We start from the raw sequence: 18,956 nt of genomic DNA, 5'->3' as shown, positions 1-18,956 counted from the left end.
TTTTTCGTGAAGTACTCGCCCGCCTCGAAGAAACTATCCCGCCCTCCCTATTTCAAGGTCTAGCGGCTTCTCTAGGTATGTGGAAACCACGTCGCAGATCTGCTGTCCCACATCGGTGCGCCAGACCAGATCCGGCCTGCGCTCCAAAAGGAGACGACCTTCGTCGTCCCAGTTACACGATGCGATTTCGCTGATTGCCACTATTTTGTTTCGGATTTCGCCTCGCTGTTCGCCCGAAAGCTCGCTACTTGCTGGCCACGTGGCGTACGCCGTCGGACTGTTGGCCGTTGGACGGGATGAAAGGTCGTATGGCTGGATCCGAAGTACATCAGACACTCGTTGCTACCCTTTCAAAAGAATCTTCGCTGGCTATTTAATTATAGCATTTTAGGCGAGACTTACTCTAGTTCGATGTCGGCCGGCAGAGTAGCGTGATGTCGTTCGACAAAAAAGCGAAGCTCAGCGGTAGAACGCTCTCTATTCCATGTTGCCATATCGGTTATGTCGGTTGTTTCCATTTTTCTTTCCTTTTTGTTTTGTCATTTGTATATTTTTATTTAAGCATAAATTTTATAAAAAAGCAATAGTATTATGAAAGAATTATTGGAGTGGGCGCACCAGAAGGACGCCCACTTCCGCACTACACTCACCCTACTTCGCCAATCTAGCCTTAACGAAGTGCGCCACCAAATTCGCCTCGGCGCCGGTGATGGTCTTGACTTCCTCCCCAATGAGCTGGAGGCGCTCAAGGGCAACGTCGTCTCCACGCAGCGCATCGTCCATGAGCCGTTTGACGTCGGGGGAAGAGAGCTTTTTCAAATGCCTCCTCTGCCACGCCTGTTGAGTTGCCCAAGCAAGTGCCTGGCGCACCTCTTCAACACGATTATCATCGGTGTGTTGGGCTCGGAAATTGTTGCGACTGTCGTCGATGCGTTTACTCAGTAGGGTACTCAGCCCTAGTAAGGCGTCTACGTCTCCGTGAGATGCACGATTCATCATCGACTTCAGAAGGCTGTTACTGATTTCGGGCTTTTCAACCCGATCTGCTTGTCCTCGATCACGCTTACGACACATGGCCGCTCCTTAGGTGTAGGTGATGTGTAGTGCCACCACTCAGCCTACACTACAGGCGCCATATTTTCAAACATACCGCAAATCTTATGTTGCTTTGACCATGTTACTACGCTTATGCTATAGTGAATCAAGAGGTAGGCCAAAAAATAAACAATGATTAGTTCTCTCGCCATAATTGCCTTCGCAGCCCTTATACACGCCAGCTTTCAGCTCAGCGTGAGTGTATTTACGCTGTTCAGCGGCCATGCTATCGGTGCCAAAACAGCGCGCGCCAAGGTCATGCGGCTTACGACAGGCTTTCTCCTTGGTGCATTGGTGATGACCATGCTCGCTATTTCATTTACTTCCTTTGTTTTCCAAAATATCTTTACCCAAACGACCCCACAGATCATCTGGGCTGCAAGCTGCGGGCTTCTTTTAGGTCTTGGCGTGGCAGTATGGGCATTTTACTACCGCAAAGGGCAGGGCACGAGCCTCTGGCTTCCAAGAGAAATTGCCAGACATTTGAGTGATCGGGCCAAATCCACTCGCCATAGCGCAGAGGCATTCAGCCTAGGACTTAGTAGCGTCATCAGCGAAGTGTTGTTTATCATAGCCCCTATTATCGTAGCCAGCCTCGCGCTGATCCGACTTGAACCTATGTGGCAGTTACTTGGTATTACTCTTTATACTCTCACATCACTTCTTTCCCTCTTAATTGTGTACGCTTTGGTGGGTAGTGGCCACAAACTCAGTCGCATCCAGGCATGGCGCGAAAACAACAAACGTTTCTTGCAATTTACGGCAGGCGGCGGCTTGCTAGTACTAGGATTTTATATCTATGTCGACCAAGTACTTGCCACCACAGCCATGGCCCATGGAGGATTTTAGATGGCCGATATTATCAAACGGAGTGGCAAGCGAGAAAGCGAGCAATTCCAACGCAGCAAGCTCCATGCCAGTGTTGTTGCCGCATGCCTGAGCGTTCGTAGCCCCGAGGGTGAGGCTGAAAGTATTGCCAACCGTGTCTGCGAGCAAGTTACCTCTTGGCTCAATCAAAAACCGGAAGTCACCAGTGAAGATGTCCGCCGTAAAGCCAGTGAAGCACTCGCCGTTCTTCATCCAGAGGCCGCATATCTGTATAAACACCACCAATTAGTGCTCTAAGGAGAAAGTAATGGCGAAAAAAACCACCTTTGATTATGATCTTATCGTTATCGGCAGCGGTGCCGGCGGAAGTGCTGCCGCTACGATTGCCGCCCGTGAAGGGAAGCGGGTTGCCATTATCGAAGCCGATACATTTGGCGGCGACTCCCCTAACTGGAGCGATGTTCCAACCAAAGCACTGCTTCATGTTGCCCATTTATACGACGAAGCCCGGCACGGGGCTCGGTTTGGTTTACGCTCAAATACTCTTGGCTATAATTACCCTTCGCTTCGCGCCTGGAAGGATCTCGCCGTAAAACGAACCGGAGCCGGTGGTAATCGGCGTTACTACGAGAACGAAGGTATCGATACTTTTCAAGGCTCGGCTCACTTCCTTACCCCAAATGAAATCACTGTTAACCGACGTCATCTCACCGCAGATCAATTCCTCATTGCTACCGGTTCTCGCTGGATCCCACCAAACATCCAAGGCCTTGCAAACGTTTCTTACCTCACCCCACGAACGATCCTCGAAGTTATGCGGCCACCAAAAAGTCTCTACATTATTGGCGCCGGAACAATCGGCGTTGAGATTGCCCAATTGATGGCAACGTTTGGCACCAAGGTATATTTGGCTGAGATCGCCAGTCGCATTCTTCCTCAAGAAGATGAAGAAGTTGGCATCCTCATGGAGCGGATTCTAAAAGAACAAAAAGGCATTACTTCCCTCACGCAAACTCGAACGCTTGTCATCGTAAAAGATGGTATTGGCAAAAAAATCACTTACAATCGAGGTGGGGTGGAAAAAACAATCCATGTTGATGATGTCCTCATTGCCACCGGCCGAGTACCCTCGGTTGATCTTGGTCTTGAAAATGCTAGCGTCGCATACACCCCTAAAGGGATTGAAACAAATGAATTCCTTCAAACAAGGGCACGGCACATTTACGCGGCAGGCGATGTGCTAGGACACAACAGCCACACACATACAGCAATCCTTGAAAGCCGCGTTGCCGCACACAATCTCCTTCACCCCAAATCTCGCACCAGCCCAGACTATACGGCTACTACCCGTCTTACCTTCACTTATCCGGGTATTGCCTCAGTGGGTCTCTCTGAGGATGACTGTATTAAGCGTGATCTTCCTATCAACAAAGCTATCGCACCCCTTAATATTATTGCCCGCAGCAACACATCGGACTTTCGGGATGGATTTGTAAAACTCATCACTGATAAAAAAGGGATCTTACTGGGCGCAACTGTAGTGGCTCCTCATTCGGCCGAGACAATTCATGAATTAGCGTTGGCTATAAAATATCAGCTCACCGCCCAACAGCTGGCAGAGACACCGCACGCATTTCTTAGTTGGAGTGAAGCTGTTCGGGTTGCCGCAGCAAAGCTCTGATCGTTGACGCATTTTGTGTTCGATGATAGGGTAGGGAGCGAAACTACTACGAGTAAGGAGTTCTGGTGGCCGAAATCGTTGGTCGTGATAAGCGATTCGAAACAAACTGCTCCAATTGTGGTGCCAAAGTTCGCTTCCAGAAGCGAGACGTGCGAGCAGGCGAACGATTGCCGCACAGCCACGACGACCACAAGACCGTCATCACCTGCCCGGACAAGGACTGTCGTCACATCATCGACGTGACTCACAGCTATGGAGTCTCGTCGGCGGAGACGTACAACAAACAACAGCGCGACGAGGATTACTACTGAGCAAGTAGCTTCCCTAGGGGTAGGCTTTTTTGGCCTACCCCGCATTACCCTGTTACTCCATTGCAATGAATGATTCAATCTGTTAGAATAAAGAACGTATCGCGGGGTGGAGCAGTCTGGTCAGCTCGCGTGGCTCATAACCACGAGGTCAGAGGTTCAAATCCTCTCCCCGCAACCAAGAAAAAACGATTACCCTTTCGGTAGTCGTTTTTTCTTTGCCGTATTACTTCATCTCTTTGCTATTTCCACCAAAGAGAAAATTCATCCATAATTGATAATTACTCACCGGCTCATCGCTCGCTTTTACTTGAGGAGACGCGGCCAATGATGCATCAGCTTTTCTTGCCGCGTCCGTATTTGGTGGTAACATTAATACTTTTTCTCCTGGGTTCGCAAGACCTAAGCGTTCACGAAGTGCCAACTCCTGATATTCAGTGCTTTTAAAATACTTCTGCTCAAAAGCTAGTGACTGTGTTTCTAATTCAAGTAACTTGGCTTGACGCGCCTTGTCATCCACCTCTTTTTGCAAATTATAATTGCGTTGCATGGCACCTACCGATGCCCACGCCCAGCCCACGCCCACAAGGAGGGCGATTGTCATCACTACATTATTCATCGTGAAGTACCGATGTCGAAGATGATAGTAAGTTTTGCGGATGTTTATGTTTTTCATTTTCTTAAGACTATTATAGCCTAACAGGGAAGAATACGCTATAATGCCCTAGAGCGGGGGCGTAGCTCATCGGTTAGAGCAGGCGGCTCATAACCACTTGGTAGTTGGTTCGATTCCAACCGCCCCCACCAGATTAGAATTTATTGATTTTTATTACAAATCATTCTATAATATACAGGTCTTTCCTCTCGGAACGACCTCTGTATTTATACAGTGTACTTCTCGTGAAGGAGTTCTGGTGACTGTCGTTATCGACACCCCCGTCGAGCCCTCCTACGATCGTTGGAGTTCTCACCGCACCCAAGAAGCAACTCGCGTCGAACAGACGGGCAACGAGGTCTTCTTGAAGTCCGCGCTGGGTAACCCGGCACGATTCCACTACAACAGCAGCGACACAACGTACTTCGTCAACCAGCCCGACGATTTCGGCGACTACAACGAAGCCGCCTTTGGTTCGGCTAGTGCCAGCCTGGGAATCCAAGCGATTCATCAGGCGTACGCATCACACACCGCGCTGAGCCTTCGACCGGAAGTCTTGTGGTACATGATCGTCCACGAGGTCGCCCAGCTCATCAAGGACAACTCGTCGGACTATGCACGTCTGTTCACCGACACGCCGGAGGCCAAGCAGACCATCGAGGTCCGCGACGACTCCTTGCGTTACGACGCACCTTCAGAATGGGGACGGGCCATCAACCTGTTCCGTGATCCGCTCAGGGAGAAGATCACCGACTACACAGCCGATCTTTTCCTGCCGCGATTCTCGACCTCCACCATCGAGGATGAGACCACGCTACTGATCGCTCTGATGGACGCGGCGAGCCCGTTCTACGAGTACGTCATGTCCACCAGGTGCGGTATTCCGCGCATTCAGCTGGAGGGAGAACCGACCGACTGGAACGATCTCTACTTCCGCACGGAGATGCTGGCACGCGACTTCCACGGGCTGGCAGGCTACTTCAGTGACCTCCTACCCGTGTTGCAGCAGATCGCCGAGACTGCCGGAGGCGCCACACCCAATGAGGGTTTCTGGCGCTCGATTTACAAGTACGAGGACGGTTCCGGTGGACCGCACGTCTCGGGATGGATCACGGCGTTCTTCGCCTACATCCAGACCAAAGAGGGTCCGCAGCTCAAGAAGGAATTCGACTGGAGGTCGTTCGCCAAGAAGGGCTGGGGAGGCTACAAGACCAACCAGTTCTCCACGCACGTCAGCAAGGTTCCGTTCACCTGGGACTACTTCGGCACGAAGTACCCCATGGCTTTCGGGGCCGGCATCACCAACGTGGGCTTCGAAGGCAGCTTCCTGGTCCCCCGACTGGGATTCGCCGTCGCCGAGGTGTGACGTGATCTGAGAGGAAAATCCTGAGTTGCATGCTCAGGTCGGCAGAGTGAAGCGAAAATTCACTTCACTCTGCCGCAAATTGCTTCTACAAATGCGTATTCGTACTGATGAGTCCAAAAGGACGAAAAGCGATTATCGGCTTCGGTGGTGCTCCGTCAATTAGAAGGAGCACCACCGAAGTTTGTTTTAGGCTACTTCATGAGCATGCGGTACGTGTACAATCCGTCGTAAATCATGGATGACACTTGGTGAACGACGACCGCGATAAGCCTACCTTTCTCGTCATGTATCGGATGCGGATAGTTTTTGGCTGCCGCCGTTTCTTCGTTAGTCGTCGCCATCAGCATTTTTAGAAGCTTGCGGGTTACGCCGTATTCGTGAACGGGATAGACGATGAATGTCTTTCCCTCCCACGTCCGCTGACTGGTGGCAACTTCCTTGATCTCGGGGTACACCACCCGTAGCCATTCCTCATGAAACACACCCACTATAAGCGGAACGCTCGGATCGATCGGCGTACCCGGCACAAACCGCTGTTCAGCCATGATTCCTCTTCAAGTGCTGGTCTAAAACGTCCTTATTTTAGAGGAAAAGCCCTGAACGCACAATAAATGTATTGATCGTTTCGTAGGTGTTTATCTTAGCGTTGTCGTTAGTCGCTCTAGAGTAAAGAGAACCAGGTTTCAAAAAACCGGCAAACACACGAGGCATTTGCCGGTAAATTTGGCACCTGTTTGTTTGATTTAACTGTACATCAAAAAAGGTTATGTTTCAATACATTGCTTTTTTTCATTATTATGATAAGATTATACTCGCATCATCCCTTCGATCGAGGAGTCACCATGGACACGATTGATCTTGGCCAGGAAATCGGACGTGAGCTTTTCATCGTTAGTGAGAGCGGAACGGTCATTCACCTTCAGCTACTCAACCTGGACAGAGGGAAGCTGGCCGTATGCGAGTCATTCTGCGTGCGGATCCTCGAGATCACTCCCCCTGGTACAGGGTATGTCGTAGGAGAGGTGGCCGCATTTGCCGCTGCGAATCGCGAGGGTATGGAAGTAGACGACATCAAGTCAACCGCTGACATCCTTCGCTTCAGCTCCACCGAAATCGCCCCAGGCTATTTTGGCCTGCTGACTCAAGGTGCTCTGGATCGCTGCTTCAAGGTCAAGAAGGTAGAGCTGCGCTGACACGCGTGCCGGGGGTCTAAACCACCCCCGCACACAAAAAACCCACAACGTAACTGTTGTGGGATTCTGTCTATAAATAGAGAAATGTACTAGTCTTCTGTTTTCTTCTTGCTAATGGTAAGGAAGCCGTTGCGTGGATTTTCCTTAACTACGCGGTCTTCTGGAAGGTCTGTAGGTTCACCCTTAGCGTTCTTTTCTACCTTAGCGAAAAAGTAGATTGTCTGCTTTTTGCCGCCACGAAGCGTCACTTCAGTTTTGTGCAGGTAGTAGGTAACACCTTTAGAGTTAGTGTGTTTGTAAGCCATAAGTTCTTATACCTCCTTTAGCGTCTTACTCTGTAAGCGTACCGCCTCTGTCGGCCTCTGTCAACATTTAAATGCCGTGGTAATGTTTTTTAAGTAGCAGACGAAGAACGCCAAGGCTTATCAACCGGGCAATAATCATAAGAAGAATAACGACACATACTACTACAGACCATCCCGCAAAATCAGGCGACCATAAAGGGCTAATGAAATTCTGCCGATACAAAGAGGGATTAGGGAGGTTGACGTTTTCGGTAGGATCGGGAGACGGCGGGTACTTGGCAAGCTCATCCGTAAAACACTGTACGTAGGCAGGTGACCATACCGCATACTGAGGGCGACAGACTGCCTCGGCCTTTGCATTGATGTTACCGTTCGGGTTATTGTCGCTTTTAGAGGCCGCGTCTACGGCTTTTTGTGCATCACGACGGTATTGCTGCTCCAGATAAAATGGCCCTGTTTCGCTATTCATATGCATCGATGAATAGCGTTGGAGGTCCCATAATCTGCTTTGGATCGTTTCAATGTTGCCATCTTTATCGGCAGCAAGCACTGCGTCACGGCGCTGGATCATGCCGATGTTGTTTAAGCGGAGGAATGTGGCCGTAACAAAAGCCATAAGAATAAACAAAATCAAAAGCTGCCAGGTTTTCACCCGCTGCAATTGTTTGATACTTTTCTTTACTCGCTTTCTATCAGCCACCTAAAAATACCCCACCTCGACGCTCTCTTTATTGTAGCATGCCCCTTATTTTCGGTAGAGACGAAACTTCGGCGTTGCAATAAGAAGTGTCACGGGGGCAGCCACAAAGAAGAACAGCTTCATCCCTAAAGTCGGCTCCCAAAAGCTGACAAAGAAGAGGAATAGACCAGCGGCGGCGGCCATACCAACATTGAGCGCTATCTCAATAAGCCCAATGTATGTTACTCTATGCCCTGACAAATCTGCGGTATCGAATATCCCTCTTACAAACGACATTGCGTATCCAGTTGTCGCCACCTCGTTCGTTGCATTTATTAGCGCTACCGACACGGGGGTTTGAGCATACGGCCTCGTGAGATGGAGCAATGCATTTACTACTACCATCGTTTTAAGCAACTCTCCGCCCTTTCGTCGATCAATCAGCACACCGTACGCATACGATGACGCGAGCGCAGCGAGCAATACTACCGAGATAAGCGCACCTAATTCTGCATACACCTGATTGCCCGAAATACCCAATACCGTCAGCGCAACAAGCAAAAGCCATACAGTACTTGAAGCCACAGAGTCAAAGCCCACAGCCGTTTCTGCTACAAGCGTCCTCCAAACCGTTCGCCACGGAAAACCACGAAATACTAGTTTTTGGTGAGTCGGCACCGGCTCGCCCGTCTTAAATAGAGGTATAGAAGCTATCGTAAAGAGAAGGGCCGCAACATACAGAGTCGCTTGAGGACCCGCAAATAGTGCAATAACTCCCCCTAAAAGGGGACTGAGACCAGTTGCTATCTTTTCAAAGATATTCATGAATGCGATTTCTTTACCGCCATGCTCCACGCTTTTTACCTTAGAGAAGTCGGTCAGATGACAAATATCATAAAGAGTCAACGAAATCCCCTGAAGAATTCCTGTTGCTACAAGCGCAGGCAGACCAAGCTGCGGCACCGAGGCAAACAATACCATAGACGGTATATATAACAAATTTGACAATAATATACCGTGTTTTGGACCAAACAGTGCCGTATATTTCGCAGCTGGCAGCGCAATGATTCCCTTAAAGAAAGAGAAGCACACTCCATATCCTGCGATAAACTGAACCGAATAGCCGTTTTGATACAGAAAAATCGCCATAAAGACCATCGACATACTGATGGCCATCAACCGCAGCGTTCGTGAAGCATATATTTCGGCTACCTCAGAAAACGTCGCATAGCGCCAAAAGTGGCGGCGTAGGAGAAGTCGGTGAATAAGTTGCCTAATCATGTTTGTATTGCCTTCGTTTCCTCTATTACAACACGAGAGACCGGATAAGGACAAGTGGTATACTGTAGGGTATGAATGTTTTCTTTTCTGGAATTGGCGGAGTGGGGATTGGGCCTCTCGCCGAAATAGCTCTCGATGCGGGCTATTCTATCCAGGGGTCCGATCTCCAGGCTTCCCCCCTCACTCATATGCTCGAAAAAAAAGGCGTTTCCCTATCGTTTAACCAAGATGGTTCGTTTCTTGAGGCCTGTCACAGCGCAACCCCCATCGACTGGTTCGTTCATACTTCTGCGTTGCCAAGCGATCACCCCGAACTGCTAAAAGCACGCGCACTTGGCATAAAAACCGCAAAGCGTGATGAACTCCTGGCGCACATTATCGAAGAAAAGAACCTTAAGTTAATTGCCATTGCCGGTACACATGGGAAAACAACTACCACCGGCATAATGGTATGGGCAATGCAACAACTAGGAATTCCTGTAAGTTACTCTGTGGGCGCCACGCTTAGTTTTGGACCAAGCGGGAAGTACCAGCCAGAAAGTGAATATTTTGTGTATGAATGTGATGAATTTGATAAGAACTTCCTCCATTTTCGCCCCTATCTCACTCTCATTACCTCTCTTGATTACGATCACCCCGACACCTACCCAACCGAAACAGATTATCTTCGGGCTTTCGCCCAATTCGCTCGGCAGTCTGAACAGGTCATTATGTGGCAAGCAGACGATAAAAACATCTCGGAGGCCGCTTCGAACTCGTGGGTGCTTCGGTCCAACGAAGTGCAACTGTTCTCCCTGCCCGGTGAGCATAATCGTCGTAACGCGACACTTGTTTCAAAAGGCCTTGAGTATCTGGGGATTAGTGGGGGAGACGTACATAAAATTATCAATCAATTCCCCGGCACAGGCCGTCGCTTCGAACGACTAGCACAAAATCTTTATAGCGATTACGGCCACCACCCAAAAGAAATAGCAGCAACCTTGCAACTAGCCCGCGAGCTTTCCGACCATATCGTTTTAGTGTACCAACCGCACCAAAACGTTCGCCAGCACGAGATTAAAAACGCCTACACCGATTGCTTCAAGCTTGCCGAGGAAATCTATTGGCTCCCCACCTACCTCTCGCGCGAAGACCCTAATCTCCCCATTCTCACTCCGCAGCAGCTATCGCAAAACATTACCAACAAAGCCTCTCTTCATTTTGCTGGTCTTAACGATACCCTTTGGGATGCTATCGAAACAGCACGTCAAAACGACAAACTTGTCCTAATAATGGGTGCCGGCAGTATTGATACCTGGGTGCGAAACCAGCTTAGCGTGTAGGCGGCAAGGCTTTTACAAAACCAATTGGTTTTCCTTCTCGGATATACCTATCCTCATAAGTAGTTTTATGTATGTACTCACGAGACAGGGAGGAGCCGTGTAAATCAAAGGACAATTCTTCAATACGCCAGCCGTTTCGTACAAATTCCTCCAAACTCCATTCAAAAAGCGAACGAGCATCCGTTTTAAAGCACACTGTGCCACCAGGCGCTAACCACTTTTCGTAGAGCGCAAGAAAATTGGCATGCGTGAGCCGACGCTTAGCGCTTCTCCCGCGGGGAAACGGATCAGGGAAGGTTACCCAAATCGTTTCTAGTGAATGGGGAAGAACGAATTCGTCCAATTGGTCCACTCGTGCCCTGAGAAACTGGATATTATTAAGACCTTCCGCCGCCGCTTTTCCAGCGCCTTTCTGTAGGCGGTCTGCTTTTACATCAACAGCCAAGAATCGCTTGTCGGACGTCGCCGCTAGCGCAACACTAAAGAGGCCTGTTCCTGCCCCTACTTCTAAAACTTTGAATGGATCCAACTGCGTACGCTCATCAAATTCAAAACAAAGTGAAGAATTGTGAAATAGAGCAAACTTATACTTTTTGCGCTTTCTGGTAATGATAAAATCTTGCGGATCGAGGATCATACTACTCCAGCTTATTCTACAGGAGGCCGTGCTATACTACCAGATATGGACACGGTCATAAATTGGACACTTCAGAATAGTCTCGATCTTGTCGTGACGCTTATTATCGTCATCGCCGTTTATTACTTAGGCACAGCATTACTAGGTCGCGTAATTAAGTCGGCAGTTCAGGCAAGTATGAAGCGCCACGATTGGCACTATAAAGATATCGAAAAGCGCCAAAAGACATTGGCCGAACTTTTCAACAATACATGGCGTGTGCTTATTATCACAATTGGTGCACTTATCTTATTTAGTAAACTGTTTCCTGGTGTCAGTTTGGCACCCCTGTTTGCAAGTGCCGGAATTATCGGTGTTGCGCTTGGTTTTGGTGCTCAATCACTTGTCAAAGACTTCATTTCGGGTATCTTTATCATCTCTGAAAACCAGTACCGAGTGGGTGACATCATTGAAATTGATGGAGCTACGGGCACCGTGGAGCGCATTGGCGCCAGATCTACTGTTATTCGCGACGCCGACGGAAATGTTCACTACTTTCCGAATGGGATCGTCCAGCATGTTATCAATAAAACAATGGGTTACAGCATGGCGCATTTTACCGTTACCGTCCATCCGTCTCATGATTTAGACGAGGTGATTGATATAATAAATACAACAGGTAAAACCCTTGCTAAAGAGCCGAAATGGAAAAGTAAGATCCTGGAGCCGCCGGTATTTTCATCTGTTGGTGAGTTTTCATCGAGCGGCGTTACGATCACAATATCCGGTAAAACGCTTCCTTCTGATCAATGGTCAGTCACGAGTGAAATGCGCCGCAAACTACTTTCCAAATTTGAAGAGAAGGGGATTGCTCTTAGCGGTGCCTCCCCTGCCCCACCATCAAAAAAGAAAAAGTAGACCCCTTCCCTATCGTTTACTGAGTTGGACTACCGATAGAAAGCGCGTCATCGCTCATCACATTCCCGCCAAAGCTATCTATGCTTGTTGCCTGCTTTGCCCTTTCGTCGTAGAGCTTTCGAAATTGATCTATCGCCTGTTGGTCGAGCTGTCCGCTCGCAGGAAAACTATCGAGATTGTCGCTCCGAACTGCCTGTTCGCGCACCGATTGATAGCCCGGACGGCTAAGATCGAGCTGCGCTGCCCCACTACTAGCGTAGAGCGCAAGTGCCACACCAACAAAAAACAGTGCTATCACCACTGCACAGCCTATCATCAAAAGAAACTTATGCTGCTCCCATTTACCCAGGTGGTTCTTCTCCGCTATTAGTTGCTCTTCGCTCACTGCTTTTTCTCCTGCAACGTACCAGCAAATACTTCAAATTGGTTCTTATAGTTTTGGATCGTCGTCTGCAAGGCTACTGTACTCTGATGAACCATCTGGCGTTTTGCCCGTGCATCGGCCACGCTATCGTAGAATGCCACTGGTTCGTTAACACAGTTGATTTTCAGAGCTTTGGATATGGCCTCATCATACGCCTTATAGCTACTTCGAAATTCATCCAGCTGGCGATCATATATCACCGATTGTTCGGTCAACTTTGAGCCATCGTACTTATTAAGCGCCACACGGCTATTAAACGGCGCCATAAGCTTCGTAGAAATAGATTCGTACAACTGACCGCGGTTCACCCGAAGCAACGCGTCACTCGCATGCAACTGAGCCAGTACCGATTGAGCGTCGACGCAATTTGCCCGGATCTGCGCTATATGCGCCTCTGTCATTGGCGCTGTTTCAGCACGCACCGGAACAGACACGGAAAAAAATGCAAGAACAGCCATGACGACAAGTAAAAATCCTGAAATTCGTTTCATCTCGCTCTATTATGGTACGGCTACCACTATTTGGTCAAATGCAACTTGCTTCCGGTTTTTTCAACCAGCCCATCCGCGAGCAATCCATCCAGCGCCTTATCGAATCTGTCATCTCCATTAACAGCATTCTCCAGCTCAAAAACGCCCCAGTCTTTTTCCATTAGCAACCGGATAATTTGCCCCCGCACTTCCCGTACGCTTCCTTTAAGTGGCGATTGTTTTTTGTAGTGTTTGCTTTTATCAAGCCGACCTGCACCCTGTTTTTTTAACCATGTTCCATAGTCCATAAGAGCCCAGTAAAATTCTCTTGGATGCTCCCTGTCGATCGTTTCTTCAACCACCTTGCTCAATTCGTCATCACTCACTTGAACGCCCTCCTTGAAGAAATGTTCAAAATAAACCGTCCGAATATTTGTTTCGATAAATACTATCGGCTCATTAAACGTATACGTCAGGATTGCTCCGGCAGTATTTTTTCCGACGCCGGGGAGTTTCATTAATTGCTCTTTCGTATTTGGAAAAGCACCGCTATATTCGTGGTGAATCATTTTTGCGGCTTCGTGAAGAAACTTAGCCCTACGGTTATACCCCAGCCCATTCCAGAGAGTCAGCACCTCACCAAGCGAGGCTTTCGCAAGTGCGCGTTCGTTAGGAAATTTTTCAATAAAAGCGGCGAACTTGGGTATTACTCGATCAACTTGCGTCTGCTGAAGCATGAGCTCGCTCACGAGTACATAGTAGCCCCGAGTATCATCGCGCCATGGCATCGAACGATATAATTCGCCGCCCTTCTCCCAAATAAGTTCTTGAAACTGATTCGTATTCACACTCTCTATTATACCGAGGTATAATAGGTATATGACAACATATGTTCTCGGCGGCGGCTGCTTTTGGTGTTTAGATGCTATTTACAGGCGAATACAAGGCGTCGCTAAAGTGGTCAGTGGATACGCCGGTGGAGCTACTCAAGATCCAAGATACTATCAAGTTGCCAGCGGAACGACTGGGCATGCCGAAGTGGTTCAAATAACGTTCGACGAAACGATCGTACCACCCGAGACGATTCTTGATATCTATTTTTCCAGTCACAATCCCACTACGCTCAACCAGCAAGGAGCGGATATTGGCACTCAGTACCGTTCACTTATGCTTTATGCCGACGAGACACAACACAAAGCTTTTCAGGAGGCCGTCGAACGAGCGAAGAAGCTATGGGATGACCCCATAGTAACCAACATCGAATCGCTTGAAGTATTCTATCCGGCAGAAGAAGAACATCAGGATTACTTCAACAAAAATCCCGATGCCGGCTACTGTGCGGTCGTTATCGAACCCAAACTTATTAAAGCCCGCAAAGCTTACGCTCGCTGGTTTAAGGAGGACTCATGAATATAGTGAAATACGAACATGCTTGCTTTACGGTAGAAAAAGACAATGCTCTGCTTGTCATTGACCCAGGCGAATTTGCTACGGATTTTATTGCCCCGGAAAATGTAGCAGCCATTGTTGTCACCCATGAACATTCTGATCATATGGATACAGAGCAGCTGGCAAGCATTATTGATAAAAACCCGGAGGCAGTGATATTTGGTCCCGAGTCAGTAACGAGCAAACTTGAATCACTCGCCTCACATACGGTTACTACCGGTGATGTCATTGCGGTGGGCCCGTTCAGCCTGGAATTTCACGGAGGCCACCACGCTACGATTCATGAAAGCATCCCAGTTATTCAAAACCTTGGCGTTTTCATTAATGATCTTGTGTATTACCCAGGCGATTCGTTCACTCTTACCCATAAGCCCGTCGACACTCTCGCTCTTCCCGTATCTGCGCCGTGGTTGAAAATTGGAGAAGTCATGGATTTTCTTTCGCTTATTAAGCCACGCCTGGCATTTCCGACGCACGATAAAATCCTTTCGAATGAAGGCAAGGAACTGGTGGATAGAATATTAACAGGAACAGCTGAGCAGCATGGCATACGCTATCAGCGCATAGAGTCGATCGAAGTATAATGGATGTTCTTTCAAATGCCAGGCAGCACCTTGCGGCGGCTGATCCTATTTTGGCTCGCGTCATCACATCGACCAATGCGTCGCCTCCTTTTACTGGCCATACTAACTATTACCAAGCACTGGTTGACAGTATTATCAGTCAACAACTCAGCGTTAAGGCGGCTGCCGCCATTGAAGCTCGCTTCAAAAATTTATTTGAAAATGACTTCCCTTCTCCAGAACAGATCATCGAAAAGGATGACGAGCTGCTGCGCAGCGTAGGCATATCACGGCCAAAGGTTCGCTATATCAAAGATCTCGCCCAGCATATTTTAGATGGAACGGTACGATTTGACATGTTTGACTCTCTTGATAATGAAGCTATTATACAGGAGCTTACGCAAGTGAAAGGGATTGGCGAATGGACAGCGCATATGTTTTTGATGTTCTGCATGAGGAGGCTCGATGTACTTCCCGTAGGCGACCTTGGCATCCGTAACGGCATTCAGCGTCTTTACAAATTACCCAACACCCCTAGTCCTGAAATGGTTATCGAAATCGCTTCACAAAGACATTGGCACCCTTACGAATCTGTCGCCAGTTGGTACGTCTGGCATTCGCTTGATAATGCACCGAAAGTCTAAAAAATAACACCCCTCGAAGTGAAGGGTGTTATTTTTAAGCTGATATGAAGATTTTAGCGAAGGCGCTTTTCTGCGTCTTTTTGGACACGGCTTGCTGTTCGCTTTGCCTGACCGGCAACACGAGTCGCTCGGCCCTTTGCTTCCTCGCCAAGTTTTTCGGCCTCGTCAGAAACAACGTCGGCGCTACGGCGAGTGCTCTGAAGCATACCTAATGCTTCATCTTTAAAACCTTGAGCACTCTCGCGTAATGTATCTCCGGCTTCCATAGCGGCCGCCTTTACTTGCTGAGCTTTATCATCGGCGTAATCTTTTGCGCCGAGGGCTTTGTTTTTTAGATCTTCGCGGGTTTCTTTACCACTTTTTGGGGCTAGCAGGATTCCTGCGACAAATCCGATTGCTGCTGCGGCGATAATTTTTGTTGCACGTGACATAATTAATAGTCCTTTCGTTTTTGTTTACTAGCGACGGAAAAGTTTAGAAATGTGACCGATAACTCGGGCAGGCACTAACCATTCACTCGCTGCTGCGACATTTTGCGTAATCGCGTCGATACTTTTAATAACACGCTGCACTTTCACAAGCACAATGACAAGTGCTGTAAGCATTGCAATGATAACGATCGAAAGCAATACTACCGCGATAGTGAGGAGTGTGATCACGACGTTTGTATCCATGTTTTCTTTCTCCTTATTTTTATATTTGCTGTATCAACACTTTTTACTGTATCATTATATTGATAAAAAAGCAATAGCATTATAATCTTTAGTCGTGAGACTGTTTCACCAAATGCGCTATAAAACCGCTCAGGAGAGTGAGACAGAGGACGATTGTCCAGAAGTGACCGACGCTGAAGATTACGTGCTTTTTAGCACCTTCAATATCGTTAAACCGAGGTGACACTACATGGTCCAATAGACCCCTAACAGTGTGGATTTTAGCGGGATCCATTATTCTTACTGATTGCGATACCCGCCCGGCAGACTCGGCAAATGCCGGAGCAAGCATAGTATAGTGGGGCGAAATTGGTAGTTGCGAGCTATTTACACCTGCAATGACAATTACTTTCTTAATAGCTTGAGGGAATTCACTCGCCGTATTCAATGCCAAACTTGCACCAGCACTTTCACCAATGAGCGTTATCAAATACCCTTGTCGCTTGGCCTCTTGGACAGCCGCATATACCAAGGCTCGTTTGTTCTGATAGTTTCCTTTTTCATACCATTTAATTGGAACAAGGCGAGCTTCAACTCCCCACAGTCGCCACCCTTTGAGAAGTAGTGAACGTCCATTATCATAATGGTCACCAAGACCCGGAATATAGAGAACAAGGTGTCGCGCGTGTGGCATCGGATTCCTAAGATTCGGTTGAGGCAATTGAAAGCTCTTTTAGCTGGGCTGGCTCAACGGTACTTGGCGAGTTCATCATAACGTCGATGCCCGAACCATTCTTTGGAAAAGCAACGACTTCACGGATGTTTTCCTCGCCCATAAGTTCCATCAGCATACGGTCGAGGCCAAATGCACAACCAGCATGAGGTGGGGCACCGAACTTAAATGCACCGAGCATTGCACCGAACTTGGCCTCAACATACTCTTTATCATATCCAAGAGCGCCGAACGCTTCGTACATTACCTCTGGGTTGTGGTTTCGAACTGCTCCAGAGCAAATTTCGTAGCCGTTCATAACCATATCGTACTGATCGGCCACAATCGAGAGCTTATCATCCCCTCGAAGTACTTCAACCCCGCCTTTGGGCATTGAAAAAGGATTGTGTCCGAAGTCAAGTCTTCCCGCCTTTTCATCCCATTCGTAAAACGGAAAATCTATAATCCAGGCAAGCGCCACAACGTTCGGGTCTTTCAAGTTGAAATGGTCAGCAAATGCGATTCGCAAGCTACCAAGTACTTTATTAACAATTGCCCGCTTGTCTGAACCAAAGAAGACGATATCGCCATCTTCGGCCGCAGTTCTCTCTTTGATTGAAGTAAGCTCATCGGCAGATAAGAACTTAGCAATAGGTGATGTTATTCCTCCATCTTGGAACGTAAGATATGCGAGCCCGCCCGCACCATGCGATTTTGCTATTTCTGTAAAAGAGTCGATTTGTGAACGGCTTAGCCCGGCGCCATTTTTCACACAGATTGCTTTAATAACACCACCATCCTTAATGGTATTTGCAAAAACGCCAAACCCAGTTTCCGTTAGAATGTCGGTAAGGTCGATGAGTTCCATACCATAGCGGAGATCCGGCTTATCTGAGCCAAAACGGTCCATTGCTACTTCATAAGGGATACGCGGGACATCTTCGGTCAGAAGCTTCTTGCCCGCAAAGTCGGTAACGAGAATCTTGATAAGCGGCTCCATCAACGAGCGAACGGTATCGCCGTCTTCGACAAAAGACATCTCCATATCAAGTTGATAAAACTCTCCATAGAGACGATCCGCTCGAGGATCTTCATCCCTGAAGCATGCGGCTATCTGATAATAACGGGGCACACCTCCCACCATAAGCAGCTGTTTGAACTGCTGCGGTGCCTGGGGTAGTGCATAAAACTTTCCAGGATGAACACGTGACGGAATGAGGAAATCGCGCGCACCTTCCGGACTTGAATTGGCAAGAATTGGCGTGGTTACCTCAATAAACTCTTGTTCATCCATAAAGGTACGGATAATCTTGTTGTATTCAGAACGCTTTTTTAATAGGTGCTGCATTTTGGCGCGGCGAAGATCGATATATCGATACTTTAACCGAAGCTCCTCATTCGCAAGTGGTGCATCATCTTGAACTTGAATAGGCAGAGGCTCGGAACGGTTAAGAACTTTCATAGTCTGAACTACTAATTCGATTGTTCCCGTTGGCAAATTAGGATTTTTTAACTGCTCTTCGCGTTCTTTTAGGAGGCCGGTTGCCGTAATAACAAATTCGCTCCTCACGTGTTCGGCTAGCTCAAAGGCTTCTGCTTGGTCGGGGTTAACAACGAGCTGGATGATACCTGTGTGATCGCGCATATCAATAAAGATCAGTCCACCATGGTCGCGGCGATTGTGGACCCATCCACTCACCGTAACGTTTTCGCCTTGTCGTTTTATAAGATCGCGCACTACTATTCGTGTCATATACTTTTCCTTGTTAAGTGGTTGTACGGCTGTGCTAGAGG

General features: G+C 48.2%; 26 protein-coding genes and 2 tRNA genes. 14 read left to right on the top strand and 14 right to left on the bottom strand.

Features of this window, described 5'->3' with window-relative positions:
- Nucleotides 1-33: 33 nt before the first annotated feature.
- Nucleotides 34-336 carry a hypothetical protein gene (locus VFH06_01660; protein HET6746792.1) on the bottom strand — a complete coding sequence of 101 codons (303 nt, stop codon included), beginning with the start codon at nucleotides 334-336 and terminating at the stop codon, nucleotides 34-36.
- 255 nt (nucleotides 337-591) lie between these two features.
- Between VFH06_01660 and VFH06_01655 the strand changes: the two genes are divergently transcribed.
- The 6 genes from VFH06_01655 to VFH06_01630 all read left to right on the top strand — a co-directional run bounded on the left by VFH06_01655 (nucleotide 592) and on the right by VFH06_01630 (nucleotide 4,093).
- Nucleotides 592-945, top strand: a complete 354-nt coding sequence (locus VFH06_01655; protein HET6746791.1) for a hypothetical protein — start codon at nucleotides 592-594, stop codon at nucleotides 943-945.
- Nucleotides 946-1,227: 282 nt separating this feature from the next.
- Nucleotides 1,228-1,944, top strand: coding sequence for a hypothetical protein (locus VFH06_01650; protein HET6746790.1), 717 nt, complete (start codon nucleotides 1,228-1,230; stop codon nucleotides 1,942-1,944).
- Entirely contained in the window at nucleotides 1,945-2,220 is a 276-nt protein-coding gene (locus tag VFH06_01645; GenBank protein ID HET6746789.1) for an ATP cone domain-containing protein, read from the top strand.
- A gap of 10 nt (nucleotides 2,221-2,230) precedes the next feature.
- Nucleotides 2,231-3,604, top strand: a complete 1,374-nt coding sequence (locus VFH06_01640) for an NAD(P)/FAD-dependent oxidoreductase (GenBank protein HET6746788.1) — start codon at nucleotides 2,231-2,233, stop codon at nucleotides 3,602-3,604.
- Between the two features lie 65 nt (nucleotides 3,605-3,669).
- Entirely contained in the window at nucleotides 3,670-3,915 is a 246-nt protein-coding gene (locus VFH06_01635; GenBank protein HET6746787.1) for a hypothetical protein, read from the top strand.
- Between the two features lie 100 nt (nucleotides 3,916-4,015).
- Nucleotides 4,016-4,093, top strand: a tRNA-Met gene (locus VFH06_01630).
- Between the two features lie 45 nt (nucleotides 4,094-4,138).
- Here the strand turns inward: VFH06_01630 and VFH06_01625 are convergent.
- The gene (locus tag VFH06_01625; GenBank protein ID HET6746786.1) at nucleotides 4,139-4,588 is read right to left on the bottom strand and encodes a hypothetical protein; all 450 of its coding nucleotides are present in this window, start codon (nucleotides 4,586-4,588) and stop codon (nucleotides 4,139-4,141) included.
- A gap of 55 nt (nucleotides 4,589-4,643) precedes the next feature.
- Between VFH06_01625 and VFH06_01620 the strand changes: the two genes are divergently transcribed.
- A tRNA-Ile gene (locus VFH06_01620) sits at nucleotides 4,644-4,719 on the top strand.
- Nucleotides 4,720-4,826: 107 nt separating this feature from the next.
- The gene (locus VFH06_01615) at nucleotides 4,827-5,933 is read left to right on the top strand and encodes a DUF4419 domain-containing protein (protein ID HET6746785.1); all 1,107 of its coding nucleotides are present in this window, start codon (nucleotides 4,827-4,829) and stop codon (nucleotides 5,931-5,933) included.
- 191 nt (nucleotides 5,934-6,124) lie between these two features.
- Here the strand turns inward: VFH06_01615 and VFH06_01610 are convergent, their stop codons facing one another.
- A complete protein-coding gene (locus VFH06_01610) occupies nucleotides 6,125-6,478 on the bottom strand; it encodes a hypothetical protein (protein HET6746784.1) in 354 nt (117 codons plus the stop codon).
- Nucleotides 6,479-6,775: 297 nt separating this feature from the next.
- On the opposite strand from VFH06_01610, the gene VFH06_01605 reads away from it, so the two are divergent.
- On the top strand, nucleotides 6,776-7,126 hold the full coding sequence (locus VFH06_01605) for a hypothetical protein (GenBank protein ID HET6746783.1): 351 nt from the start codon (nucleotides 6,776-6,778) through the stop codon (nucleotides 7,124-7,126).
- Nucleotides 7,127-7,215: 89 nt separating this feature from the next.
- On the opposite strand, the gene VFH06_01600 is transcribed toward VFH06_01605, so the two are convergent.
- The 3 genes from VFH06_01600 to VFH06_01590 form a co-directional block, all read right to left on the bottom strand.
- The gene (locus VFH06_01600; GenBank protein ID HET6746782.1) at nucleotides 7,216-7,431 is read right to left on the bottom strand and encodes a hypothetical protein; all 216 of its coding nucleotides are present in this window, start codon (nucleotides 7,429-7,431) and stop codon (nucleotides 7,216-7,218) included.
- 67 nt (nucleotides 7,432-7,498) lie between these two features.
- Nucleotides 7,499-8,131, bottom strand: a complete 633-nt coding sequence (locus tag VFH06_01595) for a hypothetical protein (protein HET6746781.1) — start codon at nucleotides 8,129-8,131, stop codon at nucleotides 7,499-7,501.
- Between the two features lie 45 nt (nucleotides 8,132-8,176).
- Nucleotides 8,177-9,391, bottom strand: coding sequence for an MFS transporter (locus tag VFH06_01590; protein ID HET6746780.1), 1,215 nt, complete (start codon nucleotides 9,389-9,391; stop codon nucleotides 8,177-8,179).
- Nucleotides 9,392-9,462: 71 nt separating this feature from the next.
- Here VFH06_01590 and VFH06_01585 point away from each other — a divergent pair, with 71 nt between their 5' ends.
- The gene (locus tag VFH06_01585) at nucleotides 9,463-10,713 is read left to right on the top strand and encodes a Mur ligase domain-containing protein (GenBank protein HET6746779.1); all 1,251 of its coding nucleotides are present in this window, start codon (nucleotides 9,463-9,465) and stop codon (nucleotides 10,711-10,713) included.
- On the opposite strand, the gene trmB is transcribed toward VFH06_01585, so the two are convergent.
- Nucleotides 10,703-11,350 carry a tRNA (guanosine(46)-N7)-methyltransferase TrmB gene (gene trmB / locus VFH06_01580; protein HET6746778.1) on the bottom strand — a complete coding sequence of 216 codons (648 nt, stop codon included), beginning with the start codon at nucleotides 11,348-11,350 and terminating at the stop codon, nucleotides 10,703-10,705. The two genes, VFH06_01585 and trmB, sit on opposite strands and share 11 nt — an antisense overlap.
- 45 nt (nucleotides 11,351-11,395) lie before the next feature.
- Between trmB and VFH06_01575 the strand changes: the two genes are divergently transcribed.
- Complete coding sequence (locus VFH06_01575) at nucleotides 11,396-12,247, top strand: mechanosensitive ion channel family protein (protein HET6746777.1); 852 nt, start codon at nucleotides 11,396-11,398, stop codon at nucleotides 12,245-12,247.
- Nucleotides 12,248-12,263: 16 nt separating this feature from the next.
- On the opposite strand, the gene VFH06_01570 is transcribed toward VFH06_01575, so the two are convergent.
- The 3 genes from VFH06_01570 to VFH06_01560 are packed head-to-tail and all read right to left on the bottom strand — an operon-like array spanning nucleotide 12,264 to nucleotide 13,989.
- The gene (locus tag VFH06_01570) at nucleotides 12,264-12,632 is read right to left on the bottom strand and encodes a hypothetical protein (protein ID HET6746776.1); all 369 of its coding nucleotides are present in this window, start codon (nucleotides 12,630-12,632) and stop codon (nucleotides 12,264-12,266) included.
- Nucleotides 12,629-13,162 carry a hypothetical protein gene (locus tag VFH06_01565; protein HET6746775.1) on the bottom strand — a complete coding sequence of 178 codons (534 nt, stop codon included), beginning with the start codon at nucleotides 13,160-13,162 and terminating at the stop codon, nucleotides 12,629-12,631. Before VFH06_01565 ends, VFH06_01570 begins: the two co-directional genes overlap by 4 nt.
- Nucleotides 13,163-13,188: 26 nt before the next feature.
- Entirely contained in the window at nucleotides 13,189-13,989 is an 801-nt protein-coding gene (locus tag VFH06_01560; GenBank protein HET6746774.1) for a hypothetical protein, read from the bottom strand.
- Nucleotides 13,990-14,020: 31 nt separating this feature from the next.
- Between VFH06_01560 and msrA the strand changes: the two genes are divergently transcribed.
- Genes msrA through VFH06_01545 form a run of 3 tightly spaced genes read left to right on the top strand, consistent with a single transcriptional unit; the run spans nucleotide 14,021 to nucleotide 15,797 of the window.
- On the top strand, nucleotides 14,021-14,551 hold the full coding sequence (gene msrA / locus VFH06_01555; protein ID HET6746773.1) for a peptide-methionine (S)-S-oxide reductase MsrA: 531 nt from the start codon (nucleotides 14,021-14,023) through the stop codon (nucleotides 14,549-14,551).
- Complete coding sequence (locus VFH06_01550; protein HET6746772.1) at nucleotides 14,548-15,174, top strand: MBL fold metallo-hydrolase; 627 nt, start codon at nucleotides 14,548-14,550, stop codon at nucleotides 15,172-15,174. Before msrA ends, VFH06_01550 begins: the two co-directional genes overlap by 4 nt.
- A complete protein-coding gene (locus VFH06_01545) occupies nucleotides 15,174-15,797 on the top strand; it encodes a DNA-3-methyladenine glycosylase (GenBank protein HET6746771.1) in 624 nt (207 codons plus the stop codon). The genes VFH06_01550 and VFH06_01545 overlap by 1 nt, the downstream gene beginning before the upstream one ends.
- Before the next feature lie 53 nt (nucleotides 15,798-15,850).
- On the opposite strand, the gene VFH06_01540 is transcribed toward VFH06_01545, so the two are convergent.
- The 4 genes from VFH06_01540 to aspS all read right to left on the bottom strand — a co-directional run bounded on the left by VFH06_01540 (nucleotide 15,851) and on the right by aspS (nucleotide 18,915).
- The gene (locus VFH06_01540) at nucleotides 15,851-16,228 is read right to left on the bottom strand and encodes a YtxH domain-containing protein (protein ID HET6746770.1); all 378 of its coding nucleotides are present in this window, start codon (nucleotides 16,226-16,228) and stop codon (nucleotides 15,851-15,853) included.
- 27 nt (nucleotides 16,229-16,255) lie between these two features.
- Complete coding sequence (locus VFH06_01535; protein ID HET6746769.1) at nucleotides 16,256-16,471, bottom strand: hypothetical protein; 216 nt, start codon at nucleotides 16,469-16,471, stop codon at nucleotides 16,256-16,258.
- A gap of 88 nt (nucleotides 16,472-16,559) precedes the next feature.
- Nucleotides 16,560-17,144 carry a hypothetical protein gene (locus VFH06_01530; protein HET6746768.1) on the bottom strand — a complete coding sequence of 195 codons (585 nt, stop codon included), beginning with the start codon at nucleotides 17,142-17,144 and terminating at the stop codon, nucleotides 16,560-16,562.
- Between the two features lie 7 nt (nucleotides 17,145-17,151).
- Nucleotides 17,152-18,915, bottom strand: coding sequence for an aspartate--tRNA ligase (gene aspS, locus VFH06_01525; protein HET6746767.1), 1,764 nt, complete (start codon nucleotides 18,913-18,915; stop codon nucleotides 17,152-17,154).
- Nucleotides 18,916-18,956: the final 41 nt, after the last annotated feature.

This window comes from Candidatus Saccharimonadales bacterium (genome assembly GCA_035697325.1).
GTDB lineage: Bacteria > Patescibacteriota > Saccharimonadia > Saccharimonadales > Saccharimonadaceae > JALRBM01.
The sequence above is the reverse complement of the archived record's forward strand: the minus strand, read 5'-3'. Positions and strand labels throughout refer to the sequence as shown.

Coding starts and splice junctions, on each gene's coding strand:
- VFH06_01655 (HET6746791.1), top strand. CDS start 592: ATGAAAGAATTATTGGAGTGGGCGCACCAGAAGGACGCCCACTTCCGC.
- VFH06_01650 (HET6746790.1), top strand. CDS start 1,228: ATGATTAGTTCTCTCGCCATAATTGCCTTCGCAGCCCTTATACACGCC.
- VFH06_01645 (HET6746789.1), top strand. CDS start 1,945: ATGGCCGATATTATCAAACGGAGTGGCAAGCGAGAAAGCGAGCAATTC.
- VFH06_01640 (HET6746788.1), top strand. CDS start 2,231: ATGGCGAAAAAAACCACCTTTGATTATGATCTTATCGTTATCGGCAGC.
- VFH06_01625 (HET6746786.1), bottom strand. CDS start 4,588: ATGAAAAACATAAACATCCGCAAAACTTACTATCATCTTCGACATCGG.
- VFH06_01610 (HET6746784.1), bottom strand. CDS start 6,478: ATGGCTGAACAGCGGTTTGTGCCGGGTACGCCGATCGATCCGAGCGTT.
- VFH06_01605 (HET6746783.1), top strand. CDS start 6,776: ATGGACACGATTGATCTTGGCCAGGAAATCGGACGTGAGCTTTTCATC.
- VFH06_01600 (HET6746782.1), bottom strand. CDS start 7,431: ATGGCTTACAAACACACTAACTCTAAAGGTGTTACCTACTACCTGCAC.
- VFH06_01590 (HET6746780.1), bottom strand. CDS start 9,391: ATGATTAGGCAACTTATTCACCGACTTCTCCTACGCCGCCACTTTTGG.
- VFH06_01585 (HET6746779.1), top strand. CDS start 9,463: ATGAATGTTTTCTTTTCTGGAATTGGCGGAGTGGGGATTGGGCCTCTC.
- trmB (HET6746778.1), bottom strand. CDS start 11,350: ATGATCCTCGATCCGCAAGATTTTATCATTACCAGAAAGCGCAAAAAG.
- VFH06_01575 (HET6746777.1), top strand. CDS start 11,396: ATGGACACGGTCATAAATTGGACACTTCAGAATAGTCTCGATCTTGTC.
- VFH06_01565 (HET6746775.1), bottom strand. CDS start 13,162: ATGAAACGAATTTCAGGATTTTTACTTGTCGTCATGGCTGTTCTTGCA.
- msrA (HET6746773.1), top strand. CDS start 14,021: ATGACAACATATGTTCTCGGCGGCGGCTGCTTTTGGTGTTTAGATGCT.
- VFH06_01550 (HET6746772.1), top strand. CDS start 14,548: ATGAATATAGTGAAATACGAACATGCTTGCTTTACGGTAGAAAAAGAC.
- VFH06_01545 (HET6746771.1), top strand. CDS start 15,174: ATGGATGTTCTTTCAAATGCCAGGCAGCACCTTGCGGCGGCTGATCCT.
- VFH06_01540 (HET6746770.1), bottom strand. CDS start 16,228: ATGTCACGTGCAACAAAAATTATCGCCGCAGCAGCAATCGGATTTGTC.
- VFH06_01535 (HET6746769.1), bottom strand. CDS start 16,471: ATGGATACAAACGTCGTGATCACACTCCTCACTATCGCGGTAGTATTG.
- VFH06_01530 (HET6746768.1), bottom strand. CDS start 17,144: ATGCCACACGCGCGACACCTTGTTCTCTATATTCCGGGTCTTGGTGAC.
- aspS (HET6746767.1), bottom strand. CDS start 18,915: ATGACACGAATAGTAGTGCGCGATCTTATAAAACGACAAGGCGAAAAC.